25 protein-coding genes and 1 pseudogene are annotated in these 24,431 nt (G+C 71.4%); 17 read left to right on the top strand and 9 right to left on the bottom strand.

Annotated features, from left to right (window positions below):
* The first annotated feature begins 46 nt into the window (after nt 1-46).
* Genes ACZ4YL_RS19080 through mqnP form a run of 3 tightly spaced genes read left to right on the top strand, consistent with a single transcriptional unit; the run spans nt 47 to nt 2,897 of the window.
* A complete protein-coding gene (locus tag ACZ4YL_RS19080; protein WP_030009222.1) occupies nt 47-1,504 on the top strand; it encodes a menaquinone biosynthesis decarboxylase in 1,458 nt (485 codons plus the stop codon).
* A complete protein-coding gene (locus ACZ4YL_RS19075; protein ID WP_468117712.1) occupies nt 1,501-1,977 on the top strand; it encodes a hypothetical protein in 477 nt (158 codons plus the stop codon). The genes ACZ4YL_RS19080 and ACZ4YL_RS19075 overlap by 4 nt, the downstream gene beginning before the upstream one ends.
* Nucleotides 1,977-2,897 (top strand): menaquinone biosynthesis prenyltransferase MqnP, encoded by a 921-nt coding sequence (gene mqnP, locus ACZ4YL_RS19070; protein ID WP_468117710.1) that lies wholly within the window; start codon nt 1,977-1,979, stop codon nt 2,895-2,897. The genes ACZ4YL_RS19075 and mqnP overlap by 1 nt, the downstream gene beginning before the upstream one ends.
* 5 nt (nt 2,898-2,902) lie before the next feature.
* Here the strand turns inward: mqnP and ACZ4YL_RS19065 are convergent, their stop codons facing one another.
* Complete coding sequence (locus ACZ4YL_RS19065) at nt 2,903-3,511, bottom strand: rhomboid family intramembrane serine protease (RefSeq protein WP_468117709.1); 609 nt, start codon at nt 3,509-3,511, stop codon at nt 2,903-2,905.
* An 86-nt stretch (nt 3,512-3,597) separates the two neighbouring features.
* Between ACZ4YL_RS19065 and ACZ4YL_RS19060 the strand changes: the two genes are divergently transcribed.
* The gene (locus ACZ4YL_RS19060) at nt 3,598-4,287 is read left to right on the top strand and encodes a UbiX family flavin prenyltransferase (protein ID WP_468117707.1); all 690 of its coding nucleotides are present in this window, start codon (nt 3,598-3,600) and stop codon (nt 4,285-4,287) included.
* Here the strand turns inward: ACZ4YL_RS19060 and ACZ4YL_RS19055 are convergent.
* Nucleotides 4,284-4,421, bottom strand: a complete 138-nt coding sequence (locus tag ACZ4YL_RS19055; protein ID WP_189733807.1) for a hypothetical protein — start codon at nt 4,419-4,421, stop codon at nt 4,284-4,286. The genes ACZ4YL_RS19060 and ACZ4YL_RS19055 overlap by 4 nt on opposite strands.
* A gap of 123 nt (nt 4,422-4,544) precedes the next feature.
* Here ACZ4YL_RS19055 and ACZ4YL_RS19050 point away from each other — a divergent pair, with 123 nt between their 5' ends.
* The 6 genes from ACZ4YL_RS19050 to ACZ4YL_RS19025 all read left to right on the top strand — a co-directional run bounded on the left by ACZ4YL_RS19050 (nt 4,545) and on the right by ACZ4YL_RS19025 (nt 11,014).
* Nucleotides 4,545-5,000 carry an Lrp/AsnC family transcriptional regulator gene (locus ACZ4YL_RS19050; protein ID WP_030710106.1) on the top strand — a complete coding sequence of 152 codons (456 nt, stop codon included), beginning with the start codon at nt 4,545-4,547 and terminating at the stop codon, nt 4,998-5,000.
* A gap of 61 nt (nt 5,001-5,061) precedes the next feature.
* Entirely contained in the window at nt 5,062-6,225 is a 1,164-nt protein-coding gene (mqnE, locus tag ACZ4YL_RS19045) for an aminofutalosine synthase MqnE (RefSeq protein ID WP_150258694.1), read from the top strand.
* Between the two features lie 89 nt (nt 6,226-6,314).
* Nucleotides 6,315-6,839, top strand: coding sequence for a GNAT family N-acetyltransferase (locus ACZ4YL_RS19040; RefSeq protein WP_468117705.1), 525 nt, complete (start codon nt 6,315-6,317; stop codon nt 6,837-6,839).
* Between the two features lie 187 nt (nt 6,840-7,026).
* Nucleotides 7,027-7,299 (top strand): DUF4229 domain-containing protein, encoded by a 273-nt coding sequence (locus ACZ4YL_RS19035; RefSeq protein ID WP_468117749.1) that lies wholly within the window; start codon nt 7,027-7,029, stop codon nt 7,297-7,299.
* 371 nt (nt 7,300-7,670) lie between these two features.
* Complete coding sequence (locus ACZ4YL_RS19030) at nt 7,671-8,990, top strand: dicarboxylate/amino acid:cation symporter (protein WP_468117704.1); 1,320 nt, start codon at nt 7,671-7,673, stop codon at nt 8,988-8,990.
* 125 nt (nt 8,991-9,115) lie between these two features.
* Nucleotides 9,116-11,014, top strand: coding sequence for an SMI1/KNR4 family protein (locus ACZ4YL_RS19025; protein WP_468117702.1), 1,899 nt, complete (start codon nt 9,116-9,118; stop codon nt 11,012-11,014).
* A gap of 45 nt (nt 11,015-11,059) precedes the next feature.
* Here ACZ4YL_RS19025 and ACZ4YL_RS19020 read toward each other — a convergent pair whose 3' ends face one another.
* Genes ACZ4YL_RS19020 through ACZ4YL_RS19005 form a run of 4 tightly spaced genes read right to left on the bottom strand, consistent with a single transcriptional unit; the run spans nt 11,060 to nt 13,542 of the window.
* Nucleotides 11,060-11,374 carry a hypothetical protein gene (locus tag ACZ4YL_RS19020; RefSeq protein WP_468117700.1) on the bottom strand — a complete coding sequence of 105 codons (315 nt, stop codon included), beginning with the start codon at nt 11,372-11,374 and terminating at the stop codon, nt 11,060-11,062.
* A gap of 7 nt (nt 11,375-11,381) precedes the next feature.
* Nucleotides 11,382-11,702, bottom strand: a complete 321-nt coding sequence (locus tag ACZ4YL_RS19015) for a hypothetical protein (RefSeq protein ID WP_468117699.1) — start codon at nt 11,700-11,702, stop codon at nt 11,382-11,384.
* Entirely contained in the window at nt 11,699-13,102 is a 1,404-nt protein-coding gene (locus ACZ4YL_RS19010; RefSeq protein ID WP_468117697.1) for a hypothetical protein, read from the bottom strand. The genes ACZ4YL_RS19015 and ACZ4YL_RS19010 overlap by 4 nt, the downstream gene beginning before the upstream one ends.
* On the bottom strand, nt 13,099-13,542 hold the full coding sequence (locus tag ACZ4YL_RS19005; RefSeq protein WP_468117695.1) for a hypothetical protein: 444 nt from the start codon (nt 13,540-13,542) through the stop codon (nt 13,099-13,101). Before ACZ4YL_RS19005 ends, ACZ4YL_RS19010 begins: the two co-directional genes overlap by 4 nt.
* A gap of 407 nt (nt 13,543-13,949) precedes the next feature.
* Between ACZ4YL_RS19005 and ACZ4YL_RS19000 the strand changes: the two genes are divergently transcribed.
* The 4 genes from ACZ4YL_RS19000 to ACZ4YL_RS18985 all read left to right on the top strand — a co-directional run bounded on the left by ACZ4YL_RS19000 (nt 13,950) and on the right by ACZ4YL_RS18985 (nt 17,741).
* On the top strand, nt 13,950-14,660 hold the full coding sequence (locus ACZ4YL_RS19000) for an ABC transporter ATP-binding protein (RefSeq protein ID WP_468117694.1): 711 nt from the start codon (nt 13,950-13,952) through the stop codon (nt 14,658-14,660).
* The gene (locus tag ACZ4YL_RS18995) at nt 14,657-15,610 is read left to right on the top strand and encodes a hypothetical protein (RefSeq protein WP_468117693.1); all 954 of its coding nucleotides are present in this window, start codon (nt 14,657-14,659) and stop codon (nt 15,608-15,610) included. Before ACZ4YL_RS19000 ends, ACZ4YL_RS18995 begins: the two co-directional genes overlap by 4 nt.
* Before the next feature lie 83 nt (nt 15,611-15,693).
* Nucleotides 15,694-16,506 carry a hypothetical protein gene (locus tag ACZ4YL_RS18990; protein ID WP_468117691.1) on the top strand — a complete coding sequence of 271 codons (813 nt, stop codon included), beginning with the start codon at nt 15,694-15,696 and terminating at the stop codon, nt 16,504-16,506.
* A 422-nt stretch (nt 16,507-16,928) separates the two neighbouring features.
* On the top strand, nt 16,929-17,741 hold the full coding sequence (locus ACZ4YL_RS18985; RefSeq protein WP_468117689.1) for a helix-turn-helix domain-containing protein: 813 nt from the start codon (nt 16,929-16,931) through the stop codon (nt 17,739-17,741).
* Between the two features lie 59 nt (nt 17,742-17,800).
* Here ACZ4YL_RS18985 and ACZ4YL_RS18980 read toward each other — a convergent pair whose 3' ends face one another.
* Entirely contained in the window at nt 17,801-18,631 is an 831-nt protein-coding gene (locus ACZ4YL_RS18980) for a DUF4190 domain-containing protein (protein WP_468117687.1), read from the bottom strand.
* A 145-nt stretch (nt 18,632-18,776) separates the two neighbouring features.
* Nucleotides 18,777-19,061, bottom strand: a pseudogene (locus ACZ4YL_RS18975) (helix-turn-helix transcriptional regulator); the annotation flags it as partial.
* Nucleotides 19,062-19,067: 6 nt separating this feature from the next.
* Here ACZ4YL_RS18975 and ACZ4YL_RS18970 point away from each other — a divergent pair.
* The 3 genes from ACZ4YL_RS18970 to ACZ4YL_RS18960 all read left to right on the top strand — a co-directional run bounded on the left by ACZ4YL_RS18970 (nt 19,068) and on the right by ACZ4YL_RS18960 (nt 23,125).
* The gene (locus ACZ4YL_RS18970) at nt 19,068-19,436 is read left to right on the top strand and encodes a hypothetical protein (RefSeq protein WP_468117686.1); all 369 of its coding nucleotides are present in this window, start codon (nt 19,068-19,070) and stop codon (nt 19,434-19,436) included.
* Between the two features lie 97 nt (nt 19,437-19,533).
* Nucleotides 19,534-21,405: an AMP-dependent synthetase/ligase gene (locus ACZ4YL_RS18965; protein ID WP_468117748.1), complete on the top strand. Its 1,872-nt coding sequence runs from the start codon at nt 19,534-19,536 to the stop codon at nt 21,403-21,405.
* Between the two features lie 100 nt (nt 21,406-21,505).
* Nucleotides 21,506-23,125, top strand: a complete 1,620-nt coding sequence (locus ACZ4YL_RS18960) for an alpha/beta hydrolase (protein ID WP_468117684.1) — start codon at nt 21,506-21,508, stop codon at nt 23,123-23,125.
* 67 nt (nt 23,126-23,192) lie between these two features.
* On the opposite strand, the gene ACZ4YL_RS18955 is transcribed toward ACZ4YL_RS18960, so the two are convergent.
* Nucleotides 23,193-24,371 carry a lipase family protein gene (locus ACZ4YL_RS18955; protein ID WP_468117682.1) on the bottom strand — a complete coding sequence of 393 codons (1,179 nt, stop codon included), beginning with the start codon at nt 24,369-24,371 and terminating at the stop codon, nt 23,193-23,195.
* Nucleotides 24,372-24,431: the final 60 nt, after the last annotated feature.

The following is a 24,431-nucleotide window of genomic DNA, read 5'->3' as shown; positions in this document are numbered from 1 at the left end:
GCCCCGGTGACGCCTCCAGGGTAGTTGGTGACGGATACTGACCCCTATGGCTTACGACGATCTCCGCTCGCTGCTCCGGGCTCTGGAGCGGGAGGGCGACCTCAAGCGCATCAAGGCCGAAGTCGACCCGTACCTGGAGGTCGGGGAGATCGTCGACAGAGTGAACAAGGCGGGGGGCCCGGCGCTCCTCTTCGAGAACGTCAAGGGCTCGGCGATGCCGCTGGCCATGAACGTCTTCGGCACCGACCGCCGCCTCCTGAAGGCCCTCGGCCTCAAGTCGTACGGCGAGATCAGCGAGAAGATCGGCGGCCTGCTGAAGCCGGAGCTCCCGCAGGGCTTCATCGGGGTCCGCGAGGCCTTCGGCAAGCTCGGCTCGATGGTGCACGTGCCGCCGAAGAAGGTGAAGGGCGACTCCGCGCCCGTCCAGGAGGTCGTCCTCACCGGCGACGACGTGGACCTCGACCAGCTCCCGGCCCTCTTCACCTGGCCCAAGGACGGCGGCGACTTCTTCAACCTCGGCCTGACCCACACCAAGCACCCCGAGACCGGCGTCCGCAACCTCGGCCTCTACCGGCTCCAGCGCCACGACAAGCGCACCATCGGCATGCACTGGCAGATCCACAAGGACAGCCGCAACCACTACGCCGTCGCCGCGGCGAAGGGCGAGCGGCTGCCGGTCGCGATCGCCTTCGGCTGCCCGCCCGCGGTGACGTACGCGTCCACCGCGCCGCTGCCGGGCGACATCGACGAGTACCTCTTCGCCGGCTTCGTCGCGGGCAAGCGGATCGAGATGGTCGACTGCAAGACGGTCCCGCTCCAGGTCCCGGCCAACGCGGAGGTCGTGATCGAGGGCTGGCTGGAGCCCGGCGAGATGCTCCCGGAGGGTCCCTTCGGCGACCACACCGGCTTCTACACCCCGCAGGAACCCTTCCCGGCCCTGAAGATCGACTGCGTGACGATGCGCAGGCGTCCGCTCATCCAGTCGATCGTCGTCGGCCGGCCGCCGACCGAGGACGGCCCGCTCGGCCGCGCGACGGAGCGGTTCTTCCTGCCCCTTCTCAAGATCATCGTGCCGGACATCGTGGACTACCACCTCCCGGAATCGGGCGGCTTCCACAACTGCGCGATCGTCTCGATCGACAAGAAGTACCCGAAGCACGCCCAGAAGGTCATGCACGCCATCTGGGGCGCGCACATGATGTCGCTGACCAAGCTGATCATCGTGGTGGACAAGGACTGCGACGTCCACGACCTGCACGAGGTCTCCTGGCGAGCCCTCGGCAACACCGACTATTCGCGCGACCTCACCGTCGTCGAGGGACCGGTGGACCACCTGGACCACGCCTCGTACCAGCAGTTCTGGGGCGGCAAGGCGGGCATCGACGCCACCAAGAAACTGCCCGAAGAGGGCTACACCCGCGACGGCGGCTGGCCCGACATGGTCGAGTCCGACCCGGCCACCGCCGCCCTGGTGGACCGCCGCTGGAAGGAGTACGGCCTGTGAGCCCGATTGTCGTGGGGGGTCCCGAGCTCTTCCTCGGCGCCGGCGAGGTCTACGTGGCCCTGCTGCGCCCGAAGCTCGACCCGGCGGACCCGGGCGTCCGGCTGGCCGCCGAGCAGACGGGCGTCACACCCGAGGAGTTCGCCGGATCCGGCGACGTCTGGGCGCTGATGTACGAGGACGGCCCCGGCCACGGTGAGTTCGAGCTCCCCGGCGCGCGGGACGTCGAGGCGGACGGCTTCGCGGAGCAGCTCCAGGCCGCCTTGGCTTCGGGCGAGCCGTTCACGGTCGAGGCCGGGGACTTCCTGCGCATCGACGCCCGCCCGGCGGCCGACGCCTGGCGGCTGACCGCCCGGGTCACCCCGCCCGAGGACGAGGAGGACGGCGCCGCCGCACCCCAGACCCTGGAGCTCGGTGCGCTCCCGGCGGCGGAACTGCTGGCCGACCTCGAAGAATTCCGGAGAGCCCTCGCGTGATGACGACCGCCGACGAGGTGATCGGGCGGGACCCGGCGCCGCAGCCGACCGGCAAGGTCAAGGCGTTTCTGAGACTCGTGCTGATCGAGCACTCGGTCTTCGCGCTGCCCTTCGCCTACATCGCGGCGTTCACCGCCATGTTCCAGCTCGACCGGCGCATCCACTGGGGCGTACTGCTGCTCGTCACCATCTGCATGGTGGGGCTGCGGACCTTCGCGATGGCCGCCAACCGGATCATCGACCGCGAGATCGACGCCCGTAACCCGCGTACGGCCGGCCGTGAGCTGGTCACCGGCGCGGTGTCGGTCCGCGCGGCCTGGACCGGCGCCGGGATCGCGCTCCTGGTCTTCCTCGGCTCAGCGGCGCTGCTGAACCCGCTCTGCCTGATGCTGGCGCCCGTCGCGGTGATCCCGATGGTGGTGTACCCGTACGGCAAGCGGTTCACGAACTTCCCGCACGCCATTCTCGGGCTGGCCCAGGCGATGGGCCCGGTCGGGGCCTGGCTCGCGGTCACCGGCGAGTGGTCCTGGGACGCGGTGATCCTGGGCCTGGCGGTGGGCGTGTGGATCGGCGGCTTCGACCTGATCTTCGGCTGCCAGGACGTGGCCGCCGACCGTGCGGAGGGCGTCAAGTCCGTCCCGGCCCGCTTCGGTGTCCCGGCCGCCCTCTGGGGCGCGCGCGGCGCGCACGTCGTGACCACGGCCCTGCTGGCCTGGTACGCGCTGGCCACGGACGCGGGCGTGCTGTTCTGGACCGGCCTGGCGATCGTCGTCGCCGCCTTCCTCTACGAGCACACGATCGTGAAGCCGCACGACCTGTCCCGCCTGAACCGCGCCTTCTTCACGGTCAACGGCTTCATCGGGATTGCCCTGTTCGTGTGCGCGCTGGCCGACCTGGCGGTTCGAGGCCTGACCTTCTAGCTGCCTCAGCCGGTGAGGGCGGGCTGCCGGCCGGCCGGGCGGCGGAAGTACAGGGCCGTCACGATGCCCGTCACCAGGCCGCACAGGTGGCCCTGCCAGCTGACGCCCGTGTTCGTCGGGAGGATGCCGACGAAGAACGAGGTGCCCCAGACGGCGGTGACGCCCACGGCCACCGCCACGCCCAGCACCTTGCGCTCGACGAAGCCGCGTACGAGCAGGTAGCCGAAGAGACCGAAGACGACGCCGGAGGCGCCCAGCGTCAGGGTGCCGGACGGGGATATCAGCCAGGTGCCGAGGCCGTCGCCCAGCACGATCAGGCCGCACACCGCGAGGAAGCGGCGGATCCCGGACAGGGCCGCTATGAAGCCGAGGACCAGCAGCGGGACGCTGTTGGAGGCGACGTGGTCGAAGCCGAAGTGGAGGAAGGCCGCGGAGACGACGCCGGTCAGGCTGTCGGGGTCGCGGGCGACGATCCCGTACTGGTCGAGGGCGTGGCCGGTGGCGTGGTCGACGGCCTCCAGGGCCCACAGCAGGGCCACCCAGCCCAGCATCAGCTTGGCCGCCGCCTTGGCCCGGTCGGTCTGCGTCCAGCCCGGTTCCACCGTCGTGCTCATCTTCGCCCCCTCGTCGCGTCCCGTCACGGGAACGTCCCGACACCTTACTGAGTGCCCATCGGTGGTGGCCGGATAGTCTCGGAGGTATGACTGAGCGCAAGCGCACCCCGTGGGTGGTCGGGGTTTCCGGAGCGTCCGGGACGCCGTACGCGGCGGCGGTGCTCCGCGGGCTGCTGGCCGCGGGGGAGAGTGTCGACCTGGTGGTGAGCCGCGCCTCGCGTCTCACCCTGCTGGACGAGACCGGGATCGCCTTCCGTGACGCGCACTGGCGCGAGGACCTGGGGGAGTGGCTGGGGCGTGGGGCCGACGGGAAGCCCGAGACCTACGCGCGGCCGGAGCTGGACGACGTCCGGTACTGGGGTGCGGGGGACCTGGCGGCGGGCCCGAGTTCGGGCTCGTATCCGGTCAAGGGGATGCTCATCGTCCCCGCGTCCACGGCCTGTGTGGCGGGGGTGGCGCTCGGACTGTCGAAGGACCTGCTCCAGCGCGTGGCGAGCGTGACGCTCAAGGAACGGCGCCGGCTGGTGGTCGCGGTGCGGGAGACCCCGCTGAACGGGCAGACGCTGCGCCATCTGGTGGCGCTGGACGAGGCGGGCGCGATCGTGCTGCCCGCCTCTCCGGCGTTCTATACGGGTGCGACGCACATCCAGGATCTGGTGGACTTCGTCGCGGGGCGGGTGCTGGACGCGGCAGGTGTGCCGCACCAGCTGTACCGCCGTTGGGAGGGGGAGCTGGGAGGCTCCCGTACTCCCCGGGAGGCAAGCGCCGGTGACTAGGCCTTCTTCTTGCGGCCCAGCGGCTTGCGGGCCTTGTCGACGCGGTGGGCCGCGGCGGGCTGGTGGGCACGGGATCGGTTGGCCAGCTCCTGGAGCTCCCGCATGTGTGCGTAGGCCATCTCGATCGTGAACACGGTGAACCACTCCTGAAGATCGTCATTGATCAGCTGAAAGATTTCACAGGGTGTTGACCCTGTGTGCCTTAGATTCTATACCTAGACTTGCAGGATCGCCGAATAATGGAAGGCTCCACGTAAATGGACACGGTGGACAGGCAGCTCATCCAGGCACTCCGGGAGAACGGTCGTGCCTCGTACGCGGAGCTGGGCCGTCTCGTGGGCCTCTCCGGCCCCAGCGTCACCGACCGCATCAACCGGCTGGAGACGGCCGGCGTCATCACCGGCTACCGCGCGACGGTGGACTCGCGTTCCCTCGGCCTCGGCGTCACGGCGCTGATCGGACTCTCGATGTCCGACGCCGCCGACCACGAGGACGTGGCCCGGCGGCTGCGCGACCTCAACGAGATCGAGGACTGCTGGTTCATCGCGGGCGACGACTCCTTCATGCTCAAGGTGCGCGCCAACGACGTGGACGGCCTGGAGAAGATCATTCGCAGGCTCTCCGGCACCAAGGGCGTCTCGCGCACCCGCACCACCATCGTGCTCTCCACGAAGTGGGAGAACCGGGTCGGGGAGCTGCCCGAGGAAGCCTGAGAGTACGGTTGGGCAGGGTTCGCAGGACAGGCAGAGGCATCTAGAGGGAGGCGACCGGCACATGGACGCTGGGCTCAAGCGTGAGCTGGAGGAGAAGGTCCGCTCCGGCGAGCGGCTGACCCGTGAGGACGGTATCGCCCTCTACGAGTCGGACGACCTGGCCTGGCTCGGTGGCCTCGCCCACGAGGTGCGCACGCGCAAGAACGGTGACGTCGTCCACTTCAACGTCAACCGGCACCTCAACATGACGAACGTGTGCACCGCCTCGTGCGCGTACTGCTCGTTCCAGCGCAAGCCGGGCGAGAAGGACGCGTACACGATGCGCATCGAGGAGGCCGTGCGCCTGGCCAAGGCCATGGAGAACGACAACCTCACCGAGCTGCACATCGTCAACGGCCTGCACCCGAACCTGCCGTGGCGCTACTACCCGCGCTCGCTCTCCGAGCTGAAGAAGGCGCTGCCGAACGTCTCGCTGAAGGCGTTCACGGCGACCGAGATCCACCACTTCGAGACGATCTCGGGGATGTCGGCCTCCGACATCCTGGACGAGCTGATCGAGGCCGGCCTGGAGTCGCTCACGGGCGGCGGCGCGGAGATCTTCGACTGGGAGGTCCGGCAGCACATCGTCGACCACCGCACCCACTGGGAAGACTGGTCGCGCATCCACCGGCTCGCGCACGAGAAGGGTCTCAAGACCCCCTCGACCATGCTCTACGGGCACATCGAGGAGCCGCGCCACCGCGTGGACCACGTGCTGCGCCTGCGCGAGCTCCAGGACGAGACCGGCGGTTTCCAGGTCTTCATCCCGCTGCGGTACCAGCACGACTTCGTGGACATGCAGGACGGCAAGGTGCGCAACAAGCTCCAGGCGCGTACGACGATGGCGACCGGCGCCGAGGCGCTGAAGACCTTCGCCGTCTCGCGACTGCTCTTCGACAACGTGCCGCACGTCAAGGTCTTCTGGGTGATGCACGGTGTGCAGACCGCCCAGCTCGCGCTGCAGCACGGCGCGGACGACATGGACGGCTCGGTCGTCGAGTACAAGATCACGCACGACGCGGACAACTACGGCACCCCGAACAAGCTGGGCCGTGACGATCTGCTGGAGCTGATCCGGGAAGCGGGCTTCCGCCCGGTCGAGCGCAACACGCGCTACGAGATCATCCGCGAGTACCCCGGTCCGGACGCGAACCTGCGCGAGACCCCGCAGGCGATGCGCGTCTGACGCCGCCGACTTCGGATACGGCCCCGGTCCCACGAGGACCGGGGCCTTTTCCGTTGCCCACCAGGGCAGGTAATAGATATTCTCCGCCCATGACCCTTACCTTCACCTTCGAGCCGACGGTCGACCGGGGGCTGCGCGACGGCCTCGTACAGCTGTGGACCGACGTCTCCAACGCGGGCGGGGCGGTCGGCTTCGTCCCGCCGGTGACCGCGGACGACATCCGCCCCGAGCTGGTCAAGCACCTCGCGGCCATGGCCGAGGAGCGCAACCGGCTCGTCGTCGGGCAGGACGTGCAGGGGCGGGTGCGCGCGGCCGCGTGGATCGGGCACAACGGCCACGCGCTCCAGCGGCACTGGGCGTGGGTCTACACCGTCATGGTCAGCCCCGAGCTCCAGGGCCGGGGCGCAGGGCGGGCCCTGATGGATGCCGTGGCCGACGCGGCGCGCTCCCTGGGCGGCCTCGACGCGCTGCGGCTCGGCTGCCGCGGCGGTCACGGCCTGGAGCACTTCTACGCTTCCTGCGGCTACAAGGAGGTCGGCCGCGTCCCCGGCGCGATCCGGGTGGCCCCGGGCGACGACCGCGACGACATCACGATGCTGCTGCCGCTGTCCTGACCCGCGGTCCTGCCCGCAGTCCTGCCCGCGGTCCTGTCCGCGGCCGGACCCCGGAGGGCCGCGGCCGCACCCCGGCGTGCTTCACTTGACGGGCACCGTGCACCGGGCACCGGCCGCCGCAGACCACGACGAGAGAGAAGGGGTCACCGTGTCCCTCAAGACCAGCGCAACGATCCGCTACACCGCGATGCGCCTGGGCATCTTCGTCGGATGCCTCGTCGCCGTCGCGGGCCTCGTCCGGCTCGGCTGGGTGCCCGCAGGGCTCGGGGAGGCCAATGCCGTCTGGGTCGTGCTGCTCGCCATCGTGATCTCCGCCCCGCTCTCCTTCGTCCTTCTGCGCAAGCAGCGCGATGCGATGTCCACGCAGATCTCCGGGCGCGTCGCGGGTGCGAAGGAGCGGCTCGCCGCGAACCGCAGCCAGGAGGACCAGGCGGACGACGCGGCGCGGGTGGCCTCGTAACGCCCCAGTTGGCTTCATCACACATCGAACCGCCCCAGCACCGGGTATACCGCCCGTAACGCTGGGGCGGTGGTGTTTTCCGGGCCTGCGCAAGAGGGCCTCGTGCGCCGTTGTCTCAAAGCACCCCTTTGAGATTCTCAAAGGAGAAGTGTTAGCGTGTTCAACATGTTGACCACAGTTGCGCACCCCATGATCACGAGCCTTCCGCTCGCGATGCGCCTGCACGTCGACCTCTGCCGCCGCGCGTCCGCGGCCTGTTGCTGTTGAGCTGAATCGATACAGCAGCCGTCCCGGCCGGCCCTTCTGGCTGCTGCCGCACCGCTTCACCACCGCAGTACTTCCCCCCTGTCTTCGTGCGCCACCTCCGGAGAGTGTCCGTGTCCGCGACCCCCCAGGCCCCTGCCAAGGCCTCGTTCAAGTTCCCCTTCTGGGCCCAGATCGTCGCCGGTCTCGCCCTCGGTGTCCTCTTCGGCTGGATAGCCCGCAGCCAGGACATCAGCTGGCTCGGCACCACCCTGGAGAAGACCGGCGACATCTTCGTCCAGCTGCTGAAGCTGGCCATCGCCCCGCTCGTCTTCTTCGCGATCCTGGTGTCGATCACCAACCTGCGGAAGGTGAACAACGCGGCGCGCCTCGCCTCCCGCACCCTCCTCTGGTTCATGATCACCTCGCTGATCGCGGTCGGCATCGGCATCGCCATCGGCCTGCTGACCGACCCCGGTTCCGGCACCGGCCTCACCGCGGCCGACGGCAAGGACCCGAAGAAGACCGGCTCCTGGATCGACTTCCTCACCGGGATCGTGCCGACGGACATCGTCACGCCGTTCACCGAGCTGAAGGTCCTTCAGATCGTCTTCCTGGCCGTCGTCGCCGGAATCGCCGCCCTCCAGATCGGCGCCAAGGCCAAGCCGGTCCTCGACCTCGCCGAGTCCGCCCTGGAGCTGCTCCAGAAGGCCCTGTGGTGGGTCATCCGCCTCGCCCCGATCGGCACCATCGGCCTCATCGGCACCGCGATCGCCACGTACGGCTGGGACCTGATCGGCAAGTACGCGACCTTCACCGCCGACGTCTACATCGGCTGCGCCCTCGTGATGTTCGGCGTCTACCCGCTGCTGCTCGCGACGGTCGCCAAGGTCAGCCCGCTCCAGTTCTTCAAGGGCGCCTGGCCCGCCATCCAGCTGGCCTTCGTCTCCCGCTCCTCGGTCGGCACCATGCCGGTCACCCAGAAGGTCACCGAGCGCCTCGGCGTCCCGAAGGAGTACGCCTCCTTCGCCGTCCCGTTCGGCGCCACCACCAAGATGGACGGCTGCGCCGCGATCTATCCGGCCCTCGCCGCCATCTTCATCGCGCAGATCTTCGACGTGCAGCTCGGCATCAAGGAGTACCTGCTCATTGTCTTCGTCTCGGTCATCGGCTCCGCCGCCACGGCCGGTCTGACGGGCGCCACCGTCATGCTGACGCTGACCCTGTCCACGCTGGGCCTGCCGCTCGCGGGCGTCGGCCTGCTGCTGGCGATCGACCCGATCCTGGACATGATGCGCACCGCCACCAACGTGGCCGGCCAGGCCCTGGTCCCGGTCATCGTCGCGGCCCGCGAGGGGATCCTGGACAAGGAGGCCTACGCCTCCGCCTCGGCCTCCCCGCTGGACGAGCCCGCCCCGGCCGCCGAGCCGGTCGCGGTCGCTGCCTGACCCGCACCGCACCGCACACCACCCGCCGCAGCCCCCGCCCCCGACCGGGCGGGGGCTGCGGCGTTCGCGCCGCCCGCGACAGGCACCACGGAGCACTGTCAGCGGCGGATGGCAGCATCGGGAGCATGACGAAGACGGATGCGACACCGTTCGACTGGCGCCCGTTCCTGCTCCGTTGGAGCGGGGAGTGGTCGGATTCCCTGCCCGACGACGACGCGCGCAGTGAGGCGGACGAAGCCGCCCGGCGGGATCGGTGGCTGGGGTTCCCGCCCGCGTCCGAGGAGCGGATCGCGGCCATGGAGGAGCGCCTCGGCCGCCGGATGCCCCCGTCGTACCGGGAATTCCTCGAAGTCAGCGACGGATGGCGGCACGCCGGCGGGTTCATCTGGCTGCTGGCGGGGACCACGGACGTGCGTCGGCACGACAACGAGTCCGGGCTCGCGGACATGTTCGAGGAGTACCTGGACGACGATGCCGGACCCGACGAGCGGCGGGACGCGGACATCTGGCGGCGCGGGCTCCAGCTCGACGTCGAGTCCGACATCACTCACGTCCTCCTGGATCCCGAGGACGTGGACGAGGACGGCGAGTGGGCCGTGTACACGTGGGCGAGCTGGCTGGCCGAGGCCCCCGAGCGGCACGCGAACTTCGCCGAGTTCATGCGGGCCATGTACCGGGAGTTCCACAGCCTGCACGCACGCCCGGTCGACGGGGAGCCGGAGTTCGCCAACGACACGACGCGCGAACTGGACGCCCTGATGGAGCAGGCCCGGCTGGAGGCGCTGCGCGGTCACGGGGAACGCGCCGTGCACGCGCTGGACGAGGCCAAGGAGTACGGCAGGCCGCGGGCCGCCGGGCTCGGTGACCAGATACGCCGCCTGCTCGGACAGACCTACATGGTGTACTTCGAGGACGTCGTGACCGACCCGCTGTACGCGCCCGAGCTGCTGCCGGCGCTGGTCGCCGAGCACGCGGCCCACTCGTCCGGGGACGACTCCACGCTGAAGTACCACCTGCGGGGAGCCGGTGACGACGTACTGTCGCTGGCCTACGCGATGCTGGAGCAGGTGCGCGACGGCACGTACCGGTACACGGCGGCCGGGCCGTTCGGGGAAGCGGTCGAGCGGGCACGGGAGCTGGCGCGGTGGGGCGACACCGACGGGGCATGGCGGACGCTGATGGACGCCCTGCCGGTATGGCAGCCGCTGGGCCCCGACCACCTGGCGCCGCTGGGGTGGGTGGCCGACCCCCTGCTGGGAACCCTGCTGACCCCGGAACGGGGCCGCGAGCTGCTGTCCACCCCCAGGGGCGGGCAGGCGGGCGAGGCACCGGACCCGGCCGCCGGCCTCGACCCGGACGGCCTGGCGTGGCTCGCGGACCCGGACCCCGGCCACGACCTCACGTCCTACCGGTTCGTCCTGGTCGAAGACGTGGGGCCGGAGGACCTTCCCGGACGACTCGCGGACGGTGACGAGGCAGCGCTCCGCGTTCCCATGACTTCCGCCGAGGTGCGCCGGAGACTGCTCGGCGGACAGCGGGAGTTCTCGTCCTACGACGACAAGGCCCTCATGGCGGTCGGCCGGGCCGGCCCCCGGTGGAGCTTCGCCTTCGACGGCAACCCTCCGCACTTCACCCCGCAGCGGTTCGTCTCCCCGGCTGCGGCCGCCGGCGCGGGCACCCGCGCGGTGGTCGTGTGGAGCGGTCTGCGGAACTGGCGCGGGGCACCGTTCTTCCACCTGTCCGTGGCGCAGGACGGAGCCGAGCAGTACGCCTTCACGTACGCGGACGGGGAGATCGGCCGGACCGGGGAGATACCAGGGGCGCTGGACCCGGACCGGTTCTTCGGCTCCCGGGCGGAGGTCACCGAGTCGGAACGGTCGCTGCTGGAGGCCGTGACCGCCGAGTTCGGTGTCCGACTGCCGCGCCACGCGCTCATGAACGGGCGGCTGCACACGTTCACCACCCGCTCATGGACGCGGCCCCCGGGAGACGGGGAGGCGTACGCCGTGGTCAGCATCGGATGAGGTGCCGCGTGCCGACGGGCGGGGGGACCTGCGGCCTTCCTCCGGTCAGACCGTCTGCGCGCGGACGTAGGCGACCGTCGCCAGCAGGAACGGCAGGGCGAACCACCACCGGCCCATGGTCCGCCGGAACAGCGGGGTGATGGTGATCAGCAGTCCTGTGAGGCACAGCACCAGGCAGCAGCCGGTCAGGAAGCGGACGTCCTCGCGCAGCAGGTCGTCGTGGGGCTCCGGCCCGATCGACAGGGCGACGTAGCAGGTGAACACCGCGGGGATGTAGGAGAGGGCGAGCGGTATCCCGAGGACCCACTGCAGGCAGCCGCGGTCCTCGGGCAGGTCGATGTTCTCGCGCGGGGGCCTCATCCGCGCCTCAGCCGAGCGTCGCGCCGCGGATGAACGCGGTCAGCCCGAGGAGGAGGGGCGGGGCGAGCCACCACGGTCCCATGGCCCGGCGCACGCTCGGTATCACGGTGATGAGCAGGCCCAGCACGCTCAGGGACACGGAGACGAGGCACAGCGCGCCGACGTTCTCGTAGCCCTGGTCGTCCCACTCGCCCTGGGGCCCGGCGAACAGGGCCCCGAACACGGCGGCGGCGTTCAGCAGGTTGATGATCCCGAGCGGAACGCCCAGTACCCACCGCAGGCAGCCCTGGTCCTGGGGCAGGTCGATGCTCTCGCGGGGGTAGGTCATCGCATTGCGTCCTTCGCTTGGGCGAGATTCCCGACGAACCGGTCACCGTAGCCCTGGGCCTTGGGGAGATCCCAGTAGGGACCTCCGTTGTAGCGGGCGGCGATCTCCCGCATCTGGGCCTCCGTCATCTGATCGGCCGGGACGTCGGCGAGACCGCTCTCCGCCTTGATCTGGGCCAGGAAGCCGGCCGCTATGAAGGCATTCTGCTTGGGGTCCTGGAGCGCCTCCTCCACCAGGGTCCGCTGGTGGTCGGTGAGGTTCGCCGGGTCGTAGCCGAGCACTTCGGCGCCGCGCCGGAGCTGGATGGCGATCGGCCCGTACGAGGTCTCGTCCAGCTTTCCGCCGAGCCGCCACGGCAGGTTCTCGGGGGTGACCGGGCTCAGGCCCCACGGGGCGGCGGCCTGTTCGCGGATCGTGCCGGTCACGTCGTCCAGCAGTCCGGGCTGGTAGCCGCCGATCTCCTGCCAGGCCACGCCCGCGACCAGTTCCTCCGGCAGACCCGCGTTCTTGGCCGCGGCCCGCAGGATCTCCTTGTTCTGGGAGATCCAGTCCGCGTGCTGGCCTTCGGTGACCAGGGGGATCCAGTAGTTGTCGGCGGCATCGCCCGGCAGCCCGGCGACCTGCATCCGGATGTCGCGCAGCTGCGGGGAGACCGGGGTGTCCGGCCCGACCGGGCCGGTCATGTCCTTCTTCGGGCCGCTGCCCGGCAGACGGGTCAGGGGGTTGGCGCGGGCCTCCGCGGCCTCGCGGCGGATGTCGGCCATGGCCGCGTAGAGGTCGACCCCGCTCGCACCGCCCTTCAGCCTGAAATCGGGCAGCAGCTCGTACGCCTGCTTCAGCGCGTGGACGCAAGAGCTGCGCGCCTCCTGCTCGACGGTCTTCGCCAGCTGGAAGTTGCCGCCCGCGTCGTCGTGGAGGCGGTTGGCCTCGTCGCGGATGTCGTCGACGTCCATCGTGAGCTCGGCGAGGCCGTCGAGGAACCCGGTCGTCGCCCGCATGTCCTCCCACTGGCACATGGGCTCCGCCTCCTGCGCCGTGCGGGTGACCGCGGTGCCCTTCGTGGCGATCAGGGCGGCGAGCTTGCGCTCGGAGCCCTTGCCGTTCGCGTAGTGGGACTTGGCGGTCGTCAGGGCCGCCGCGTAGGCGTGCAGGGCGCTGGCGGCCTTGTCGTACCCCTCGGCGATGTGCTGCACGAGCTGCCGCGCCTCGGACAGGCGCGAGGTGTAGGCGTGGCTGTTCTCGCTGTGCCACTCCGTACCGGTCTCGGCGCGCCGGGCGGGCTCCTCGGCCTGCACGAGGAGATCGCGCAGGCGCTTGAACTCGGCGGCGTTGCGCTCGACCAGCGCCGGGTTGCACTCCTCCAGGAACTGGACGTCCTTGCGATGGCTGAGCCCGCTCACTTGGCCTCCGGCTTCACGTACTGCCCCGATTCGAGGATGCCCGCGAGGAAGGAGCGGGCGGTGCCGTCGTCCACCTGCGCGAAGTCGGTGCCGGTCGTCTTCAGGCGGGTGGCCAGGGCGGCGAACAGGCCGATCGTGTCCTTGAACTGGTCGTCGGCGAACTGGGCGAAGCGCAGGACCTGTGCCGAGACGTCGCCGTGGGCGCGCGGCGCGCGGGCCATCGTGCCGGCGTCGCCGTCGGGCCGGCCCTCGTGGAGGAGGGCGGCGATCTCGATCAGCAGGTTGGCGTTGCCGTTGATGGAGGCGGCGCCGACCGCCAGGCTTCCGGCGGGGCTCCCGGGCACGCTGCCGTCCGCCGGCGCGTGGTTGAGACGCATGACGGGTGACTGCTGTGCGAGGACGGCGGCCTTGTGCTCGGCCCATTCCGCGTCGAACGACATGTATCCCCTGGATAGTTGATAACTGGACATGGCCAGAATCAGCTGGTCATGTCCATGCTAATACGGGGATTTCCGCCTACGGAACCTCGCGGAGCCGATATGGACCGGAGACGCGGTAGGAGGCCGTCCGGTTCCGCGGCGGACCGTCGGGGCGGGCCCGCAGTGGCCCCTCGGTGATCAACCGGCCCGGGTCGGAAGCCTGTTGGCGGCACTGGAGGGGTGCCCCCACGGCGCGACGATCTCGTTTCTTGACCTTTTGATGATCTTCATAGCAGCATGGCGTGCCGCCGACCGGGCACCCGGTCCCGTCGCCGATGGGGCGGGATTCTTCTTCGGCGCCCGCCGCGCATGCGGCGTACGGCTACAGCAGGTGAAGCACCACGATGACCGTCCTTTCCTGTCGCGATGTGACCAAGAGATTCCGAAGGCACTCCGTGCTGGACGGGGTCAGCCTGAGTCTGGAGGCCGGCGAGATCGTCGGTCTCCTGGGCCTCAACGGAGCCGGCAAGACCACACTCATGCGTTTGATCACCGGGCTCGCGCTGCCCAGCTCCGGTGACATCCGCCTGTTCGGCGAGCCGCTGCCGATGCGGCCCGCGCAGCTCGCCCGGATCGGCGCCGCGCTCGACGCGCCGTCCTTCCCCCGCTGGCTCACGGGCCGCGCGGTCCTGCGCATGCTGCTCGAAAGCACGGGACGCCCCGACGGCGGCCGGACCGGAGCCGTGCTCGAACGCGTGGGTCTCACCCACGCGGCCGACAAGCGGGTCGGGACCTACTCCCAGGGAATGAGGCAGCGGCTCGCTCTCGCCTCGGCCCTCATGAAGAAGCCGGACCTCCTCATCCTCGACGAACCCACCAACGGCCTCGACCCGGAGGGCCTGCGCATGGTCCGTCGCGTCATCGCCGAGGAATCGGCCCGCGGCGCCACCGTTCTGGTCTCCAGCCACCAACTGGACGAGATCCAGCGCATCTGCCACCGCGTGATCATGGTGGCGGACGGGTGCGTGGTTGCCGCCGGAACCCTGGAACAGCTCGGCTACGACCCCGCCGGCGGACCCGACGCCTTCGAGGACTGGTTCTTCGGACTGGTCGGTCACCGCGGCGGAGGTACCCGGTGAGACCTTTGATCCTCGGGGAATACCGCCGGCTGTGCCGCCACCCCCTGGCGATGACGCTCGCCGTCCTCTTCGCACTCGGATCCCTCTACTGCGCTCTCGGCAGCCAGAGTTCCGCGTCGGAAAGTCTCGCGAACGTCCGCCACAACATCGAGGACGTCGCCCAGGGGTGCGAGACGACCCTGAACACTCCCGCGCAGAAGTCCACCTGCCTCAAGACCGTCCCCTACGAACTCAAGACCCTGCGGCGGTACGAGGCGTCCTTCACCGAAGACGGCCGCCGCGCGGCCAACGCACAACACCCCGTGGCCGCTCTGACCTGGACCACGAAGCTCGCGACGTCCATCCCGGGACTGGTGCTGGTCGTCCTGGTGGCGGCGTTCTTCGTCGCGGGTGAATGGAGCCGGGGGAGCATCGTCGCCCGCCTCCTCCACGAGGCCCGGCTCGGCCGCCTGCTGACCGCCAAAGCGGTCGCGGTCTGGATGTGGATGCTCACCCTGGTGGCCGCCTCGTCGGCCGTGACGGCGACCGTCGGCGTGCTCTACTCCCGCTCCGCGTTCCCGCTGCCGTCCCCCGGTCCGCTCGGCCGGGTCCTGGCCGAGACCGCCACCGTCCTGCTCGCGGGCGCCGCGGTCCTGGCGGGCGCCGCGGCCACCGCCGTGGGGCTCGGGGCACTCATCCGCCTGCCCTTGCGTACCGCTCTCGTGGGCATCGTGCTGCTGCTGATCGTGCTGCAGACCTCCGGGATCCCCGGACTGGGCGCGTGGCTGCCCGGTGGCGCCCTCTCCGACCTGGTCGGATTCGGCGGAGTGGACAGCGTGTGGGATCACCTGTGGACGTCCACCGACCCGTCGACGGCACCCGCCCTGCTCCGGGCCGTGCCGACGCTCGTGGCCATCGCCCTGCTGTGCGCCTTCCTGCACCACCGCTCCCGGACACGGGACCTGGTGTGAGCGCGACCGTCGCGGGAAGGCGCCCACGGTATCGGAGGGGAATCGTCTGGAAGGGCGAGTTCCGGGTCCTCCTGGTGCCTCCGGTGTACCTGACCGCCGTCCTGCTGATCGCGGCCACCGCAGCCGCAGGCGCCCTGAAATGGTGGGGCGGTGCGGCGTTCGGCGCCCAGCACCCCACGGTCGGGGCCCTCGTCGAACCCGCGTCCGCGCTGCGCGCCGCGGCCTGGCAGTCGTCCACGTTCGGCGGGCTCCTCCTCGCCACGGTGATCGTGACGATCGGAGGGGCCCAGCTCATCGAGAGCGGAACATGGGGGGTGCTCCGGCTGTACGAGAACCGGAGCCACGTCCTCTACGGGCGCAGGCTCTGCGCGGCCGTCGTGTTCCTCGCCGCGGTGCAGCTGGTGAACGGCCTGACCCTGTGGACCGTCATGCGGGGGATGGCGGTCCTCCGGCCGACCCCGACCCGGCCGCCGACCGCCTTCGACACCGGCACGCCCGCCCTCGGCGTGGCCGACGCCGGATCGGCCGGCTGGGCCGAGGCGCTCACCGCCACGGGCGGAGCCCTGCTGACGCAGACGCTGTACCTCTCGCTGGGGTGGTGTGCCGCGGCGCTTCTCCGCAACTCCGTCGGAGCCCTGGCGCTGGGCATCGGACCGTGGCTCGTGACCGCCCCGCTGCTGCTCCTCCCGGTCGGCCCGTTCGTCCCCCACGCGTGGATCGCCAGTCTGATGTCCCTGCCGGGTGAGGCCCAGTACCGCCTCTACTTCTGGGTCCAGGCGGCACCGGAACGCTCGCCGGCGGTCGCCGCGGCCCTGGTGGCCGGCTGCACCGCGGCCGCCGCCTTCCTCGCCCAACTCCTGCTCCGCTCGGAGCGCGTGCTCCGCCCCGTCGACTGACTTCCGGCTGCTCCGGCCGGGTCGCGAGGGTCCGCGACGCGGCCCGGGGCGGTGTCGGGGAGAAGGCCCCTCGACCGTGTCGCGGGGGCCCGCGATCCGGCGTGCTTAGACGCATAAAGACCCAAAGAACCGGGGGGAAAGTACCAACCGACCCCACCCCACCCCGGCGGCCGGGGCCGCGTCCCTCGGTCGGGTGAATCGCGCCAACTGGACTGGATTTCATACGGGTTGCCGGGCATATGCTCGCTCCGACAACCGCAGATACGAGACGGCCCCCGACGGGACGGCGAATCCCGGCCGAGGGCCTGACCATCGTAGGAAGTAAGCGCTTCCCCATGGCTCCTGAGAACCCTAGCGCGCCCTCGCGCGTCCCGTCCGCCGTTCCCTCCGCGACCCCCCGATCCGGTGTCATCCACGTCAACGTGCGGCACACGAGTCACTACACGGTGGTCGGCAACCACCTCCTCCAGCACCGGGAGCTGTCGGCGACGGCGATCGGGATCGCGGCGCACATCCAGTCACTGCCGGAGGGGACACCGGTCGGCATCAAGGCGCTGGCCGCACGGTTCCCGGAGGGGGAGATCCGGATCGGCTCCGCCCTGCGGGAGCTGGAGCGGCACGGCTACCTGGAGCGGCGGTCCGACCAGCTGGCGAACGGGCGGGTGGTGACCCGGACGTACTCGTACAACAAGCCGGGGGCCACCTCGGCAGAGCCGCCCCCGCCCCCGCCTCCGGCCCGGGAACCCGCACCGGAGCCGACGCCCGAGCCCGCATCCGGGCCCGCATCCGGGCCCGCATCCGGGCCCGCACCTGAGCCGGCGCCCGGGCCGGAGGCCGTCGCCCCGGCGCCTGCCCGGCCCGTGCGCCCCGGTGCGGTCGAACTGCTCGCCGGGCTGAGGCGCTACGACCCGAGACTCCTGCTCTCCGAGCGCGACGTACGGCAGCTCGCGCCGGACGTATCGGCCTGGCTGGAGCGCGGGGTCACCCCCGAGGCGGTCGCGCGGACCCTGTCCGCGGACCTCCCGGAGCGGATGCGGCGCCCCGCGTCCGTACTCGCGTACCGGCTCACCGCGCTGCTCCCACCGCACCTGCCCCCGGCCCCGGCGGCTCCGGTGGTCCGGGACGCCAGACGGCCGGACCCGCTGCAGAACTGCAGCGGCTGCGACCGCGCCTTCCGCGCCCCCCACCCCGGCCGCTGCCGGGGCTGCCCGCCGGAGGAGAGCGCGGCGGCGTGAGCGGGTCCGGCCCCGCCGGCTTCCTCAGCCGGCGTACGTTTCCCGATCGACCGTGGTCGTCAGGAGCCGGCGCCGCGGACCGAGCCGGTGGTCGGGCCGCTGGGGTCGCCCACGAAGCAGGTGACTCCGCGGTCGCCGAGGAGCCAGCTGGCGGCCTGCGGGTAGTAGTAGTAGATCTCCAGCTTCTCCGAGACCTTGGGGTTGTTGCCCACGTACGAGGTGAGCGCGGTGCCGCTGCACTTCTCCTCGGCGCTCTTGGTGACCTTCTCCGCGCCCGGGTACGTTCCGGCGTCCAGGTTGAAGACCGCGTACGCCTCGCCCTTGTGCGGCTGGGTGCAGGGCACGATGCTCACCGAGCGGGCGGCCTGGGTGCCGTCCTTGTCGCCGTACTGGGCCAGATCGTCCTTCGTGTTGAAGCAGTCGCCCTTGCGGATCTCGGTCAGGCCGCTGGAAGCCGGGCCGGTGGCGGCCGGGCCGGTGGTGGCCGGGCCGCCGGAGACCGGGCCGGTGACCTGGCCGGTGGTGTCGCGCTTCGGGCCGACGTCGTCCAGTGCTCCGGTGAGGCCGAGGATCACGAAGGTCCCGTAGAACACGATGACCAGGCTGTGGATGACGATCGCCGCGATGGCGAAGCCCTTGCCCTTCTCACCGCGGGACTTGATCTGGGAGAGGGCGATGATGCCGAGGATGATCGGGACCAGCGGGATCCCGCACACGATCGACATGACGAACCCGACGATGGCCAGCGTGTTGGTCTTCTGCTGCTGCGGCGGGTACCAGCCCTGCGGTCCGGCGCCGTACGGCGGGGGACCGGGCTGGCCCGGCTGTCCGTACGGTCCGGGCTGTCCGTACGGGCCGGGGGACGACGGAGGCTGCGGTGGTATGGACATGCGTGTGGAGCTCCTTGCTCAAAGGGTGAGACGCATCAAACGGTCCGGCAGTCGCAACGCACCGACACATGCCTGCCCGTGGTCTTTACGCCGCCCCTACGCTACCTCCCGCCGCCGACAGCCCAGGGGCCGCCCGCCCCTCCCCTCATCCCGTCATCCCGCCCTCCGGACCGGCCCGTCGGGCGGCGGCCGTCGCGCGGTGCCGGCCGGGGCGGGTTCCGTGGACGCGCTGGAAGGCCGCGCTCAGGCCGAACGCGCTGCGGTAGCCGACCTGGTGGGCGATCGACTCCACCGTGTCCTCGGTGCGCACCGGCAGGTCGGCCGCCAGGGCCAGGCGCCAGTCGGTCAGGTAGGCCATCGGCGGCCTGCCGACCAGCTCGCCGAAGCGGCGCGCGAACGTCGCCCGCGAGACCCCGGCCTCCTCGGCGAGGTCGCCGTGGCCGCCCTCACCCAGGAGGGGCACGGCGGGCAGGCCTACGAGCTGTCCGGCCCGCGGCTGCTGAGCCTGGACTCCGTGGTCGACGAGATCGCCCGGGCCACCGGCCGGGTGATCACCTACCGTCCGCTCCCGGCGGACGAGTTCGCCGCCTATGCCATGGGGCAGGGCGTGCCGGAGGAGTTCGTCGGCCTGCTGAACCTGCTCTACGGCTGGATCGCCGAGGGCCGCTTCGCCACCCTCGCCGACGGTGTGCAGCGGGTGCTCGGCCGGGAACCCCGTGACTTCGCCGACTACGTACGGGCCACCGCCGTGTCCGGGGTGTGGGGCGGTGGCAATGGCGGTGGCGGTGGCGTGGAGCGTCCGTGAAGAACGGCTCCAAGGGCTGGTCGGAGTGGGTTACCGCTACCTAAATTACCGGCGGTAACACTCGTGCCGAGCCAAGGAGTGCGCCGTGGGAGCCGAGCTGAGGCCGGTCCGGGCCGTAGAACCGGTCGAACCCGTCAAGACCGTGATCGACGGAGTGGTCCGCGAGGTACGGGTGCCCGCGCTGGCGGGCCCTCCGGACCGCGGATCCCTCGGGGACCTCCCCTTCGTCAACGCCTGGGAGGCCCCCGGGGAGGCGGTGCTCGCCCGCAAGGACCAGGACGGCGTCTGGCACGACGTCTCGGCCGCCCAGTTCGCGGCCGAAGTGCTCGCCGTGGCCAAGGGCCTGATCGCCGAAGGGCTCCGGGAGGGCGACCGGCTCGCCATCATGGCCCGTACGACCTACGAGTGGACCCTGCTCGACTTCGCGGGCTGGGCCGCAGGCCTGGTCACCGTACCGATCTACCCGACCTCCTCCGCCCTCCAGGCGCGCTGGATCATCCAGGACTCCGGGGCAGTGGCCTGCGCCGTCGAGGACACCGTGCAAGCCCGGCTCATCAGCGCCGAACGCGGCAACCTGCCCTGGCTGACCCACCTGTGGGAATTCGACACCGGCGCGGTGGCCCGGCTGGTCAAGGCCGGGGAACGCATCCCGGACGCCGTGGTCCACAACCGGCGGGCCGCCCGTACCCCGGACTCCGTCGCCACCCTCATCTACACCTCCGGCACCACCGGGCAGCCCAAGGGATGCGTGATCACCCACGCCAACTTCTTCGCCCAGGTGGACAATGCGGTGGAGCTGCTGCACCCCGTCTTCAAGTCCGTCAGCAAGGACCCCGCCTCCACCCTGCTGTTCCTGCCGCTCAGCCACGTCTTCGGGCGGATGGTCGCCGTCGGCTGCATGCGGGCCCGCGTCAAGCTCGGGCACGCGCCCAGCATCCGTACCGAGGACCTCCTCGCCGACCTCGCCGGCTTCCGGCCCACCTTCCTCCTGGCCATCCCCTACGTACTGGAGAAGGTCTACAACACCGCCCGGGCCACCGCCGAGAAGATGGGCCGGGCCTCCTCCTTCGACCGGGCCGCCCGCATCGCGCAGCGCTTCGCCGAGACCGCCGAGGCCAGGAACCCCGGGCTCGTGCTGCGCCTCGCCCGGTCCGTCTACGACCCGCTCGTCTACCGGCGCATCCGGGCCGCGCTCGGCGGCCGCGTCCGCTACGTCCTGAGCGGCGGTTCACCGCTGGGCCGGCGGCTCGCCGCCTTCTACACCGGCGCCGGCATCGAGGTATTCGAGGGCTACGGGCTGACGGAGACCACCGGCGCGAGCACCGTGACCCCGCCGCTGCTGCCCCGCCTCGGCACGGTCGGCTGGCCGCTGCCGGGCACGGCCGTACGGATCGCGGACGACGGGGAGGTGCTGCTGGGCGGCCGCCACGTCTTCGCCGGCTACTGGAACGCCGCGCACGCGGCCCCGTACGGGAGCTGGCTGGCCACCGGCGACATCGGCGAGCTCGACGCCGACGGGTACCTCACCATCACCGGCCGCAAGAAGGACCTGATCATCACCTCCGGCGGCAAGAACGTGGCCCCGGCGCCGCTGGAGGACTGGCTGCGGGCCCATCCGCTGGTCGGCCAGTGCATGGTGATCGGCGACAACCGGCCCTACATCACCGCCCTGATCACCCTGGAACCCGACGGGCTGCAGCACTGGCGCCAGATGCACAAGAAGCAGAACGTGCCGATGCGCGAGCTGGTGCGGGACGAGGAACTGCGGGCGGACCTCCAGCGGGCGGTGGACGAGGCGAACCAGTTGGTCTCACGCGCCGAGTCGATCCGCCGCTTCGCCGTCCTGCCGGGCGATTTCACCGAGGCGCGCGGCCACCTGACCCCGTCGCTGAAGCTCAGGCGGGGCGCGATCGCCCGGGACTACGCGGACCGGATCCAGGAGCTGTACCGGGGGCCGCGGGAGGCCTGAGCGGCGGGCCGCAGTGCCCCCGCCCGCGCCGGGCGGCGGGGACCACGGAGCCGGTCTATGGTGGGCAGATGGGTCCGGGGGGCCGCCCGAGGAGGGCGCAGTGCACCGTTCCCGAGTCCGTAGGGCCACAGCCGCGGGCGTGGCCGCCGGAGCGATGCTCCTGGCCTCGCTGGGGGCGGCCCCGGCGCCCGCGCCGGCGCCCACGCCCACCTCTGCGCCCACGCCAACCCCTGCGCCCACCGGGGGCGACGACCCCCTGGCGCGGTTCCGCGCCCAGCACGTCCGCTGGGGCGACTGCCCCGAGAAGCCCGTCCCCGCCGAGATGCGGTGCGCCGTCGTGGAGGTCCCGCTCGACTACGCGGCCCCGGGCAAGGGCACGGTCAAGGTGGCCCTGGGCCGGATCCCGGCCACCGACCCGGACCGGCGCATCGGCTCGCTCCTGATCAACTTCGGCGGCCCCGGCGCCTCCGGCGTGGCCGGCCTCGCCGCCGATCCCAAACTCTTCGCCGACCTCGGCGAACGCTACGACCTGATCGGCTTCGACCCCCGCGGCGTGGGCCACAGCGACCCGGTCTCCTGCGGCGGCGCCCAGCAGGCCGAAGGAGACCCGAACGCCGGCATGGCCGCGGCGCTGGCCACCCTGCGGGACGAGGTCAAGCGCTGCGAGGTCAACTCCGGCCCGGTCCTCGGGCACATGGGAACCGTCGACGTCGCCCGCGACATGGACGTGATGCGCCGCGTCCTCGGGGACGAGAAGCTCAACTTCCTCGGCTTCTCCTACGGGAGCCGGCTCGGCGCCGTGTACGCCGCCCTGTTCCCGCGGACCACCGGCCGCATGGTCCTGGACGGCGTCGACACCCTCACCGAATCACTGACCGAGCAGGCGCTCGTATCGGCCTGCGGCCAGCAGCAGGCCCTGGACAACTTCCTGACCTGGTGCGCCCACCAGCCCGGCTGCGTCTACGGGACGAACACCCGTACCGCCAAGGAGAAGGTGGCCGCCCTGGTGGAGCGGCTCGACACGGAGCCGCTGGTCGGCCACGACGGCATACCGGTGAGCGGCCTGGTCGCCACCCTCGCGATCGGGCAGGCCCTGTACTCACAGAGCACGTGGCCCGCGCTCGCCAAGGCGCTGGCGCAGGCCGAGCGCAAGCACGATCCGGCCGGGCTGCTGGCCCTGGTCGGCCTGACGGAGTCGCCCGAGCCGACGGACCCGCCGGAGCCGACCGACCCGCCGGACCCGGCGCAGGCCGACGGATCCGATCCGGTGCCCGCCGACAACCTTGCCGCCGCCCTCGCCGCCGTGACCTGCGCCGACGATCCGGACCGGTCGCTCGACAAGGCCACCCCGGCCGCGCTGGAGAAGGAGATCGACGAACTGGCGGCGGAGTTCCTCCAGGTCTCCAAGGTGTTCGGGGTGGCGCAGCTGTTGTCCGTGCTCACCTGCTACGGGCGGCCCCCCGGTACCGACTTCATCCGGAAGATCGACCACCCGGAGGCACCGCCGATGCTGCTGGTCGGCACCCGCGGCGACCCGGCGACGCCGTACGAGTGGACGGAGGAGACGGCCGAGAGGCTGGGCTCGGCGGTGATCGTGGACCACAAGGGCGAGGGGCACACCGGCTACGGGAGCTCGCGCTGCGTAGGGCAGTACGTCGACGACTTCCTCCTGTACGGGCGGCTGCCGTCCGGGACCAGGTCCTGCCCCGCCGGAGAGTGAACGGGCCGGGACAGAAGTGCCGTCTGGACCGGACGGACCGGCCCCGGAGGCAACCCGGCCCGCCATCTCAGCAGTTGGCGTGCGTCGGACGCCCCGCGAAGCGGTCCGCCAGCCAGTTCCCCGCCGCCGGGGAGTGCGTGATCACGCCGCTGACGTGCTCACCGACCCACACGGTGTCGAACTCGACGTTCGCGCCCCGCGCGCACCAGTCGGAGCGCAGCCGGCGCCCCACCCCGTACGGGATCAACTCGTCGGCGAGCGCGTGGTACTGGTACACCGGCGCGGCCGGGGCCGTCCCCCCGAGCCGGCTGCGGTTCAGCGCGGCCTGCCAGTCCGGCTGGGCGAGCGGGTCGCGCGTCGTGAGGTCGGAGATCCGCTTGAAAGAGCCGGCGATGGAGTCGATCGCCACGCAGTTCTCCTTCATCCCGGCGACCAGGGCCTTGCCCGCCGGGTTGAGGTAGGAGTCCAGGTCCAGCTCCGGGAAGGCCGCGTCCTGCCCGGCGGCCGCCATGAAGATGAGCCCGGACCCGTAGGAGCCGTTGTTGAACTCGGCCACCTTCAGCAGGTCTCCGGGTACACCGCCGGTCGCCGTCCCCTTGACCTGGAGCTCAGGGGCGTACGAGCCCTGCAGCTCGGCGGCCCAGCTGCTGGCCTGGCCGCCCTGGGAATAGCCCATGATGCCGACCGGGCCGGTGGCCGACAGCCCCGCCCCGGGCAGCCGCTGGGCGGCGCGCGCCGCGTCGAGGACGGCGTGCCCGGCGGAGGGGCCGACGGTGTAGGTGTGGACGCCCGGGGTGCCGAGGCCCTCGTAGTCGGTGACCACCACGGCCCAGCCGCGCAGGGTGAGCTGCTGGATGAGGTTGGCCTCCATGGCGGTGCCGTGGGGGAGGTTGTTGCTCGGCGCACACGAGTCGCCCATCCCGACCGTGCCGACGGCGTACGTGATCAGCGGGCGCGGCCCGGTGCGGCCGTCCTGCGGGACGATGACCGTGCCCGAGACGATGGTCGGGGCCCCGTCGGCGGCGGTCGAGCGGTAGTGGATCTTCCAGGCCTTGGTGCCGGTGGGCTGGCCGGGCAGCGGGTGGAAGGCGGAGGGGACGCTGCTGACCACATCGCCCGGGGCGGCGGCGGTGGCGGTGGCGTCGGCGGCGGCCGCGGCGCTCGCGCCGGCCGCGGGGATCGCGGCGGAGGCGGCGAGTGCGGCCAGGGCGGTCAGGGCGGCGAGGGGGGTGCTTCGGAAACGCATGGGCGGCTCTCCCAGGGGGATCGTTCCGTGCGGGGGTAGGTGAGGCGAAGGTAGTGACCG

Source organism: Streptomyces sp. NPDC030021, from assembly GCF_055574035.1.
Note: the sequence above shows the minus strand (reverse complement) of the source record. Positions and strands in the feature narration are given on the sequence as shown.

Excerpts from the sequence above, each read along its gene's own strand:
- ACZ4YL_RS19080 (WP_030009222.1), top strand. The coding sequence starts at position 47 with ATGGCTTACGACGATCTCCGCTCGCTGCTCCGGGCTCTGGAGCGGGAG.
- ACZ4YL_RS19005 (WP_468117695.1), bottom strand. The coding sequence starts at position 13,542 with ATGTCGTTCGACGCGGAATGGGCCGAGCACAAGGCCGCCGTCCTCGCA.
- mqnP (WP_468117710.1), top strand. The coding sequence starts at position 1,977 with ATGACGACCGCCGACGAGGTGATCGGGCGGGACCCGGCGCCGCAGCCG.
- ACZ4YL_RS19025 (WP_468117702.1), top strand. The coding sequence starts at position 9,116 with ATGACGAAGACGGATGCGACACCGTTCGACTGGCGCCCGTTCCTGCTC.
- ACZ4YL_RS19050 (WP_030710106.1), top strand. The coding sequence starts at position 4,545 with ATGGACACGGTGGACAGGCAGCTCATCCAGGCACTCCGGGAGAACGGT.
- ACZ4YL_RS19035 (WP_468117749.1), top strand. The coding sequence starts at position 7,027 with ATGCGCCTGGGCATCTTCGTCGGATGCCTCGTCGCCGTCGCGGGCCTC.
- mqnE (WP_150258694.1), top strand. The coding sequence starts at position 5,062 with ATGGACGCTGGGCTCAAGCGTGAGCTGGAGGAGAAGGTCCGCTCCGGC.
- ACZ4YL_RS19040 (WP_468117705.1), top strand. The coding sequence starts at position 6,315 with ATGACCCTTACCTTCACCTTCGAGCCGACGGTCGACCGGGGGCTGCGC.
- ACZ4YL_RS19015 (WP_468117699.1), bottom strand. The coding sequence starts at position 11,702 with ATGACCTACCCCCGCGAGAGCATCGACCTGCCCCAGGACCAGGGCTGC.
- ACZ4YL_RS18980 (WP_468117687.1), bottom strand. The coding sequence starts at position 18,631 with ATGTCCATACCACCGCAGCCTCCGTCGTCCCCCGGCCCGTACGGACAG.
- ACZ4YL_RS19065 (WP_468117709.1), bottom strand. The coding sequence starts at position 3,511 with ATGAGCACGACGGTGGAACCGGGCTGGACGCAGACCGACCGGGCCAAG.
- ACZ4YL_RS18955 (WP_468117682.1), bottom strand. The coding sequence starts at position 24,371 with ATGCGTTTCCGAAGCACCCCCCTCGCCGCCCTGACCGCCCTGGCCGCA.
- ACZ4YL_RS19060 (WP_468117707.1), top strand. The coding sequence starts at position 3,598 with ATGACTGAGCGCAAGCGCACCCCGTGGGTGGTCGGGGTTTCCGGAGCG.
- ACZ4YL_RS19020 (WP_468117700.1), bottom strand. The coding sequence starts at position 11,374 with ATGAGGCCCCCGCGCGAGAACATCGACCTGCCCGAGGACCGCGGCTGC.